This is a genomic window from Actinophytocola sp., assembly GCF_036002505.1.
GTDB lineage: Bacteria > Actinomycetota > Actinomycetes > Mycobacteriales > Pseudonocardiaceae > DASYTH01.
This window is the reverse complement of sequence record NZ_DASYTH010000131.1, coordinates 1-7517: the sequence shown is the minus strand read 5'-3', so window position 1 is coordinate 7517 and position 7517 is coordinate 1. Positions and strand designations below refer to the sequence as shown.

At 68.2% G+C, this 7517-nt stretch carries 13 protein-coding genes; 8 read left to right on the top strand and 5 right to left on the bottom strand.

The genetic code is table 11. The features are described 5' to 3' along the window. From VGR06_RS11270 to VGR06_RS11250, 5 genes are all read left to right on the top strand, one after another. Positions 1–416, top strand: a 416-nt coding sequence (locus VGR06_RS11270; RefSeq protein ID WP_327558961.1) for a hypothetical protein, incomplete at its 5' end; no start/stop codon positions are given. A gap of 13 nt (positions 417–429) precedes the next feature. Beyond that, on the top strand, positions 430–825 hold the full coding sequence (locus tag VGR06_RS11265; protein ID WP_327558960.1) for a hypothetical protein: 396 nt from the start codon (positions 430–432) through the stop codon (positions 823–825). Further along, entirely contained in the window at positions 792–1421 is a 630-nt protein-coding gene (locus VGR06_RS11260; RefSeq protein ID WP_327558959.1) for a DUF3558 family protein, read from the top strand. The genes VGR06_RS11265 and VGR06_RS11260 overlap by 34 nt, the downstream gene beginning before the upstream one ends. Further along, positions 1418–2008, top strand: coding sequence for a hypothetical protein (locus VGR06_RS11255; RefSeq protein WP_327558958.1), 591 nt, complete (start codon positions 1418–1420; stop codon positions 2006–2008). Before VGR06_RS11260 ends, VGR06_RS11255 begins: the two co-directional genes overlap by 4 nt. After that, the gene (locus tag VGR06_RS11250; RefSeq protein WP_327558957.1) at positions 1998–2828 is read left to right on the top strand and encodes a nuclease-related domain-containing protein; all 831 of its coding nucleotides are present in this window, start codon (positions 1998–2000) and stop codon (positions 2826–2828) included. Before VGR06_RS11255 ends, VGR06_RS11250 begins: the two co-directional genes overlap by 11 nt. 4 nt (positions 2829–2832) lie before the next feature. Here the strand turns inward: VGR06_RS11250 and VGR06_RS11245 are convergent, their stop codons facing one another. Then, positions 2833–3147, bottom strand: a complete 315-nt coding sequence (locus VGR06_RS11245; protein WP_327558956.1) for a hypothetical protein — start codon at positions 3145–3147, stop codon at positions 2833–2835. Between the two features lie 104 nt (positions 3148–3251). Here VGR06_RS11245 and VGR06_RS11240 point away from each other — a divergent pair, with 104 nt between their 5' ends. Both VGR06_RS11240 and VGR06_RS11235 read left to right on the top strand, forming a co-directional pair. Then, on the top strand, positions 3252–4109 hold the full coding sequence (locus VGR06_RS11240; protein ID WP_327558955.1) for a helix-turn-helix transcriptional regulator: 858 nt from the start codon (positions 3252–3254) through the stop codon (positions 4107–4109). Between the two features lie 5 nt (positions 4110–4114). Next, a complete protein-coding gene (locus tag VGR06_RS11235; protein WP_327558954.1) occupies positions 4115–4288 on the top strand; it encodes a DUF397 domain-containing protein in 174 nt (57 codons plus the stop codon). A gap of 12 nt (positions 4289–4300) precedes the next feature. Here VGR06_RS11235 and VGR06_RS43860 read toward each other — a convergent pair whose 3' ends face one another. The 4 genes from VGR06_RS43860 to VGR06_RS11220 form a co-directional block, all read right to left on the bottom strand. Continuing rightward, on the bottom strand, positions 4301–4876 hold the full coding sequence (locus VGR06_RS43860; protein ID WP_414637223.1) for a DUF3558 family protein: 576 nt from the start codon (positions 4874–4876) through the stop codon (positions 4301–4303). Continuing rightward, positions 4873–5343, bottom strand: a complete 471-nt coding sequence (locus VGR06_RS11230) for a hypothetical protein (RefSeq protein ID WP_327558953.1) — start codon at positions 5341–5343, stop codon at positions 4873–4875. The genes VGR06_RS43860 and VGR06_RS11230 overlap by 4 nt, the downstream gene beginning before the upstream one ends. A gap of 83 nt (positions 5344–5426) precedes the next feature. Then, positions 5427–6008 (bottom strand): DUF3558 family protein, encoded by a 582-nt coding sequence (locus tag VGR06_RS11225; RefSeq protein ID WP_327558952.1) that lies wholly within the window; start codon positions 6006–6008, stop codon positions 5427–5429. Continuing rightward, positions 6008–6847 (bottom strand): helix-turn-helix transcriptional regulator, encoded by an 840-nt coding sequence (locus VGR06_RS11220; RefSeq protein ID WP_327558951.1) that lies wholly within the window; start codon positions 6845–6847, stop codon positions 6008–6010. The genes VGR06_RS11225 and VGR06_RS11220 overlap by 1 nt, the downstream gene beginning before the upstream one ends. Positions 6848–6941: 94 nt before the next feature. Here VGR06_RS11220 and VGR06_RS11215 point away from each other — a divergent pair, with 94 nt between their 5' ends. Beyond that, entirely contained in the window at positions 6942–7358 is a 417-nt protein-coding gene (locus tag VGR06_RS11215; protein ID WP_327558950.1) for a hypothetical protein, read from the top strand. Positions 7359–7517 lie beyond the last annotated feature (159 nt).

The window sequence follows — 7517 nt, the reverse complement described above, 5'->3', positions numbered from 1 at the left end:
CCGCACTCCACCTGATGAAGCTGGTCCCGCCAGTGGAAGAGGCGCACACGCGGATCGACAAGCTGGCCGGGCAGTACCGGGTGGCGTCCGAGGAGATGGTCAGGCTGCGCGACGCCGTGGTCGCTGTCCTCGACACGATCGGGGATTCCGCTTTCGAGGCAGCGGCGGCCGCGGCCGTCGCGGGAGGCTCGGCCTCCACCGGGATCGGGGTGCCGATCGGGATCCTCGCCGGGGCGTTCACCAGCTACAAGATTTTTCGAGTGGCCGAGGGGATCAGGGAGATCCTCAAACTGATCGGCGACATCGACGACGTCATCAGCGTCACCGAAGCCGCGCAGACGAACTACGGCAGCCTGCACCACGCCGACGCCAGGCTGCCCGAACTACCGGACACCCCGCACACCATGCCCAAGTAGGGGGACGGACACCATGAGCCAGACCTCCGGCCAATTCCCGGCGAGCCGCGCCGAGTTTCTCAAGCTCGTCGAGGGAACCGAGTACGCGGAAATCCTCCGGGACGAGGCCAAGCTGGAGAAGATCATGATCGATGCCCTGAAAGCCAGCGACGACCCCGTCACCCGAGAGATCGGCGAGGGACTCGTCGACGGCACCCTGACCTGGCGCACGATCGCGAGAACCTCGGCCTACTCCGGCTTCCTCGAACACGGCCTCACCGCCTTGTGGGAGTTCGACTTCAACGGGCTCGCCGAAGACCTTGCCGCCACCAAGGCGCAAGCCGCACAGCCGGATGCCGGCACCCCGGGCCGGCGCCATGACGATGGAGAGGACCTGTGGCAGGGATTGCGCGGACGCCGGCGGCGGTAGCAGCGGCCTCGCTCGCCGTGATCGCACTGGCGGCAGGATGCACGGGCAACACGCCCGCGCCTGCCGGCCCTGGCACGACCACCCGTTCGGGCACCTCGCTGGTGGTTCCGGCGGTGTCGAACCCGTTGGACGTCAGCGGGTTTCGGGACGCGCCTTGTCGTCTGATCCCCGAGCGGCAGGCCCGCGACCTTGGCCGGCCGGTCGCGCAGGAGGAACGCACCGGCAGTCGTGTGGCCTGCCACTGGCGCCCCAGCACGGATTCGAACCCGATGGACTTCCTGGACATCGTCATCTACACCGGGGACGGTCTGGCCGGGATCGCCCGGCAATGCCGCAGCCAGATCGACTGCGACTCCTGGACCGTGGACACGATCGCCGGCTATCCCGTGGTCCGCGCCAATGGCCGGAGGGAGTCGAAGTATGGCTTCTGCAAGTTGTTCGTCGGCGTCGCCGACGACGTGGAGTTCATGGTGGCCGACAGCGACGTGGACGGCATCAGGAAAGGCACGGCCGAAGGCAGTGCCGGTGGACCGCGGTGCGACCGGGCGGACCATGCGGCCACCATCGTCATTCAGACGCTGAAGGACGGCCGTTGAGCAAGCCAGCCCGCAAGCCACTGCGCCGAATCGCGTGGAGCATGCTCCTCGGCGGCCTGGGGGTGGCCGCCGTCATTCTCGGTATCGGTGCTTTCGTGGTCAGCAGGGGCGAATCCGCCGGTCCCGACCAGGCGGCAACCTGGCCGGCCGGCACGGAGATCGTCATGGTCCAGCCCCTCGGGCGGCAACAGGACAACGTCGACTACTTGGCCAACGAGTGCACGGTGACCCCGGAAGGCGGCCGGCCGATGCCGGACGTGCTGATCTGGGGTGTGCCGAAGCGGCCGGAGTTCACCGGTTCGGCAACCATCACCTGCCGCTATCCCGCGAAGGTGCTGACCGGTCAGGCCATCACCATCGCCCACATCACCCGAGGGCCACTCGTCTTCGTCCCGCTGTTCGCGGCAGGCCTGAGCGTCGTCTTCTTCCTCCCCGGTTTTACCTTTGTCGCCAGCAGTCCCGTCAGGCTTGTCGCCTACGTCGCCGCCCGCATCACCGGCGCCGACAGGACGAACGAATTCGGGCTCGGCGATGATGACGGCGAGACAGGTTCGGGCCGAAACCGGAGGGGGCGGGATGCGGGTTGAGGTCCTTTCCGATCACGGCGGTGAGCAGTTGTGGCGAACCGAGCAGCAGTTGCGGTCCGCCGAGGCGAACACGGCCGCGTGGGCGGACCGGTACCGGCAGTCGCAGGACTACCTGAGGGTCGTTCGCAGCGAGAAGCCACTGTGGAAACGGATCTTCGCGGTGCCCACCCCCACTGAGCGGGAAGCGCGTGCGCACGTTCAGGAAACCTGGCAGGAAGTCGTTCACGCCGATGTCGGCAGGCAGCAGGCATTCGGGCGCCGGCAGCAGCGGGCCGCCGGGCTCTGGGGTGAGGACACCCTGGCCTGGGCGCTGTCCGTGCTGCCGGACGAGTGGGTCATGCTGCGCGGCTACCACAACCGGCGCGGCGAGACCGACCACGTGCTCGTCGGACCGCAAGGGGTGTGGGCGGTCGAGGTCAAACGCCGCCGGGTGCGGCTGAACGTCGCCGGCGACCAGTGGTGGTACGAGAAACTCGACTCCTACGGCAACGTCGTCGAGACCGGCCCGGCCGTCGACGGGGGTGGGCGCAGCTGGGCTCGCCAGGTCAACGACATCGCCGGGGATCTGACCTCCTGGCTCAACCGCAAAGGGCATCAGATCCGGGTCAGCACCGCGGTCATGCTCCTGCACGAGCGCGCACAGCTCGGCCGGATCGAGGACCTGACCGTCGACCTCCTGGCGAACCACCCGCGGTATCTCCTGGACGAGCTGTACCGATCGCCGCCGGCGCTGCCCCCGCAAACCTGCGCGGACATCGTCGGCCTGATTCGCCGTGACCACCAGTTCCACGCCGAGCGCCGGCGGCACCGCCGGTCCTGAAATGTCAATTTTCCGGTTGTGGGTCGATCCAGAGCACGCGGATGTCACGGTCCGGGCGGAACATGATGCGGCGCATGCTGTCGACGGAGGCGAAGGTGCCGCCACCGGTGGAGTCGAGAGCGTGGACGTAGACGTGGTCGTACGAAGCGAGGCCCCAGGCGAGGATGTCGCCGTCATGGCCGATGGCCGGATCGTCCTCGACGCCGTAGACCATGAAGCGGCTCGGCGCGCAGGTGCGGCCCCAGTCCTCCAGGATCGACACCACCTCCTCCTCGGTGTACGGCGGCAGCAGGATGCGGCGGTTGTCCGTCGAAGTCATGGCGGCCACGCTGGCACGGTCACCCGCGTTACGGCAGTGGTGACAGTTACCACCATCGAGTGAAGGTTCGCCGATATCGGCACGACTCCTCCTAGGGTAGCGCCATGTCACGGAAACGCGGAATGGTTCGAGCGCGCGGGCTGGCCGCGGAACTCAAGGAGCTGCGCGACAACTCCGGCCTGAGCACCCGCGAGGCGGCCGCGCGGGTGGGGGTCTCCTCGGCCACCATCAACCGCATCGAGAACGCCCACAAGGCCGTTGACCTCACCGAGGTGTCGGCACTGCTCGTCGCCTACGGCGTCACCGGCAACGAACGCGTGCGCATCCTGGAACTGGCCCGCGAGGCCGAGCAGCGCGGCCGCTGGCTCGACTCCGGCTCCGAGTACCAGGGCGTCCCCAAACAGCTCACCGCCCTGATGAGCTTCGAAGCCGAGGCAACCGCGATCACGATGGTGAACCTCCTCGTCATACCGGGAATGCTGCAGACCCACGACTACACCCGAGCCATGCTGGCCTGCTTCGACGTACCGCAACGCGAGTCCGAACAACGCGTCATCGTCCGATCCGGCCGCCAGGTGGCACTCACCAAGCCGCGTCCACCGATGTTCACCGCCTTCATCGACGAGGCCGCCCTGCGCCGCCCGATGGGCGGCCCGCGGGTGATGGCCGAGCAACTCCGCCACATCGTGCACATGACCAGACGCCCCAACGTCGACGTGCGGGTGATCCCGTTCGATCGAGGCGGCCACTGGGGCATCATCAGCCCCTTCGTCCTGCTGGAGTTCGCCAAGGCGGACCCGATTGTCCACTTGGAACACATCAGGTCCTCGGCCCTGCTCGACGAGCCCGAAGACGTGGCCCCGTATCACACCGCGAAAGCTAGGCTTGCAGTTGCGGCGCTGGGACCTGCGGAATCAGAAGACCTCCTGCTCCGTGTTTCAGCTGAATACGACGAAAGGTGAAACACATGGACCTCGCGCAGGCCCACTGGCGGAAGTCCACCTACAGCGGCCCCGAGACTGAATGTGTTGAGGTGGCGTTCGGGGCAAGCGAGGTCGGGGTGCGGGACTCGAAGAACTCGGCGAGTGGCGTGCTCGTCCTGCCCAAGCCGACCTGGCGAGTCTTCCTCCGGCACGCCTAATCAGCCATCCGCCTACGGCAATTTCGGATCAACGATCTTCGCCACAGACACCGCATACTCGCACGCCTTGGCGGTGTCCCGACTGGTCACCATCGTCGCGGTCACCTCCACGAACGAAGACTGGCTCGTGATCATGAATACCTCGCATGTTCCGCCAGTGCCCCCGCCAGCGTTCTCTACTCGATAGGCTTCGTGCCGACCGATGTCCACCCGATGTGCCGTCGCGCCTCGCAAGTCCGCGTCTTTGAACGCGAGACTCGCCCTAAGCCCAATGCGCAACGCCCAAACACCGGACTGCAGCCAGTTACATCCTCTCGACCGACCGAGATCTTGACGCTCGCCCGCCGCAAGGCCGAATGACGCCCGGTCACTGTCGGGGAGCAGCGAACATGGCTCTACATCATCCAACGGCGAGGATGTGGTCGGCGAACTCGACGACGACGTGGAGCGCGTCGGGAGACCCGGCTCGGACGACCCAACCGCCGACGGGTCCGGCACAGCTTGGCCTGCTTGGGAATCCGAACAGCCGCTCAGGGCGAGCGTCAAGGCGGCTACGCCGCCGGCCAGTCGCGAACCGAACGGCCTCACGGCACATTCCCGGCATCGGCGACCCGATGCGCCGAGCCGTCGTCCATGGCCTGATAGTTCCGGATGCTCCGCGCAACTGCTTCCTTGAGCTGCTCCAGCTCATCACGGAACTTGGTCAACACGTCCTCGGCCGACCCGGCCTGCCCGGCCGCCACACCTTGAATGAACCGGCCGACGTCCTCGGCATACCCGCCACCGAACTTGGGATCAACAGCAGCCTGCACCGCCATGAGCCTCATGTTGGCGACTTCGTCCTGGACCTCGGTAAGCCTTCTCATGACGGCCTGGGCAGAGTCGGGTTCCATGGCGAAGGCGCCGGCGCCGGCGGCGTCGATGAGGTTGGCGGCGGTGAGGCCGATCCGGCCGAAGGCGCCGAGCGGGCCGGACGCGTCCGGAGCCGGGCGGTTCCGGTCCAGCCAGTCGGCCATCTCATCGGTGGCGCGCTGGGCAGGATCGCCGTCCGACATGGTCACCCCTCGGTAGTCGAGCATCTACCCAGGGCAGTGTAGTAGCCGGGCGGGCGGCCCGCGGGCGGTTCGGTGAAGCCCGGTCAGGCGCCGGGCAGCCGGGGGTGCATCAGGGTGCCCAGCTTGATCCCGACCACGCAGGCGGCCACCTCGTTCTTGTCGTGCCGGGTTATCACGATGTCCAGCGCGGAGGTGCCGTTCACGTCCAGAACCACGTCGCACCCGCCGCTGTAGGCGCCGCTGGCCACGTATGCCGGGCGGCGACCCGCGATGGTGGTCTTCCGACCACCCGGGAACATTCTCTCGAACTTCGCCACAGGGTGACGCGACGCGATCGTGATCAATGTGGCGAAGTCGCGGCCGCTCCAGTAGCAACTAAGCCCGAGCCCGCCGTTGTCATCCTTCCCTGGCTTGCCCCGTGCGTTGAGGCCGAGTGACGTCGCCTCGTCCGCGGACAGCAGCTCGCACGGCTTGGACTCGAGGTAGGCCCGCGGGTTAGCGGCAGCCGTGCCAAGCCGGGATGTGGCGGTGGCATGCTCGGTGCTCGTCCGGTGGGAGGGTGTCATCGGCGGGTCAACCCGTCCGCCTGAGCCGAAAGGCGGCTCAGAGCTGCCGCAGGCGGTGAGCACCAAGGCGAGTGGCAGGGCCAGGAGTCGTCGCGGCATCACAGCTCCCTCGCGGCGTCCCGGATCAGTGTGGCGGACCGGGTTCGGGACAGCGCGCGGGTCGTCAGCGCCTCGAACACCGCACGGTAGCGGTGCACCGCGTCCTCGTCCTCGACGTACTCGGCCCCGGTCAGGTGCTCGAGGTACACCACGGCCGGGTCCTGCGCGAACTCGAGCACGGTGTACGAGCCGCACGCCGCCGGGTGCGCGCCGGCCGCGAACGGCAGCACCTGGAGCGTGACGTTCTCCCGCTTTCCAGCCTCCAGCAACCGGTCCAGCTGCCCCCGCATGATCTCGGCAGAGCCGACCAGGCGCCGCAGCACGCTCTCGTCGAGCACGAACCGCCACGTGCCCGCGTCGAGACTGGCCTGCCTTTCCCGGTACAGCCCGACCAGGGCGATCACCTGCTCCGCCGGCGCCGGCTCGGGCCGCGCGGCAAGCACCGCGCGCACGTAGTCCTCGGTCCGCAGCAGCCCGGGTACCAGCTCGGACCGGTAGGCCAGCACCGTGGACGCCTCGGTCTCCAGCCCGACGTAGGACCGGCGCCACGGGTGCATGGCGTCGGCATACGGCTCCCACCAGCCGTGCTCCCGCGCCGAGCGGGCCAGCTCCACCAGGGCGTCCCGCCGCTCCGCGGTGACGCCGTAGAGCTCCAGCATCGCCTTGACATCCGGCACCGTGACGCCGACGTGCCCGTTCTCCAGCTGGCTGATCTTCCCGGGCGAGCAGCCCAGCTCCTTCGCCACGTCCGCCGCCTTGATACCGGCCTCGTCGCGCAGCCGGCGCAGCTCCAGCGCCAGCCGGCGCCGCCGCACCGCCGGTGAGATCCGTGTGCTCATGCCCCAACGATCCGGCACGACCCCGCATGCACGGAAGCCGAATCACCCGATTGTGTGAGTACATTTTCTAAACTTTAGGACTTAGCGTTCAGCCATGGAGCCGACCGACTGCGAGCAAGCCGCCCAGCGCTATCTGGAGCGCTTCGGCTGGCCGTGCGTCGCCGACGGGTTCGCCGTGTGGACCCTGGCCGGTCAGGCCTTCGACGCCGTCGACATCCCCGCGGCCGACGGACCCGGCGTGCTCTCCGCCCTGCGCAACGAGACCGCCCAGCCACCACAGGTGATCACCGTTCCCGGCGATCCAGCCTTCTGGCGGTTCCTCGTCCAGCGTCGAGCACACGTCCCCCGGGCCTGGCGAGCGACCCTCACCACGGCCGGCGCGCGCCACCTCACCACGGCCGCGCGTATCGAGTTGCCGCCCACCCGGGTGCCCGGCGGCGAGCTCACCTGGGTCCGGCCACCGCTGGGTAGGCCGACCATGCTGCACCATCTGGTGGCCGCACTGCGATGAATGACCCATTCACTGCGGTAGGCGCAGTGAATGGGTCATTCACCGCACTACAACACCACGTTGACCAGCTTGTCCCGCACCACGATCACCCGCCGCGGCTCAGCCCCGTCGGTCAGGGCGGCGATCTTCTCGTCGGCCAGCGCGGCGGCGGTCAGCTCC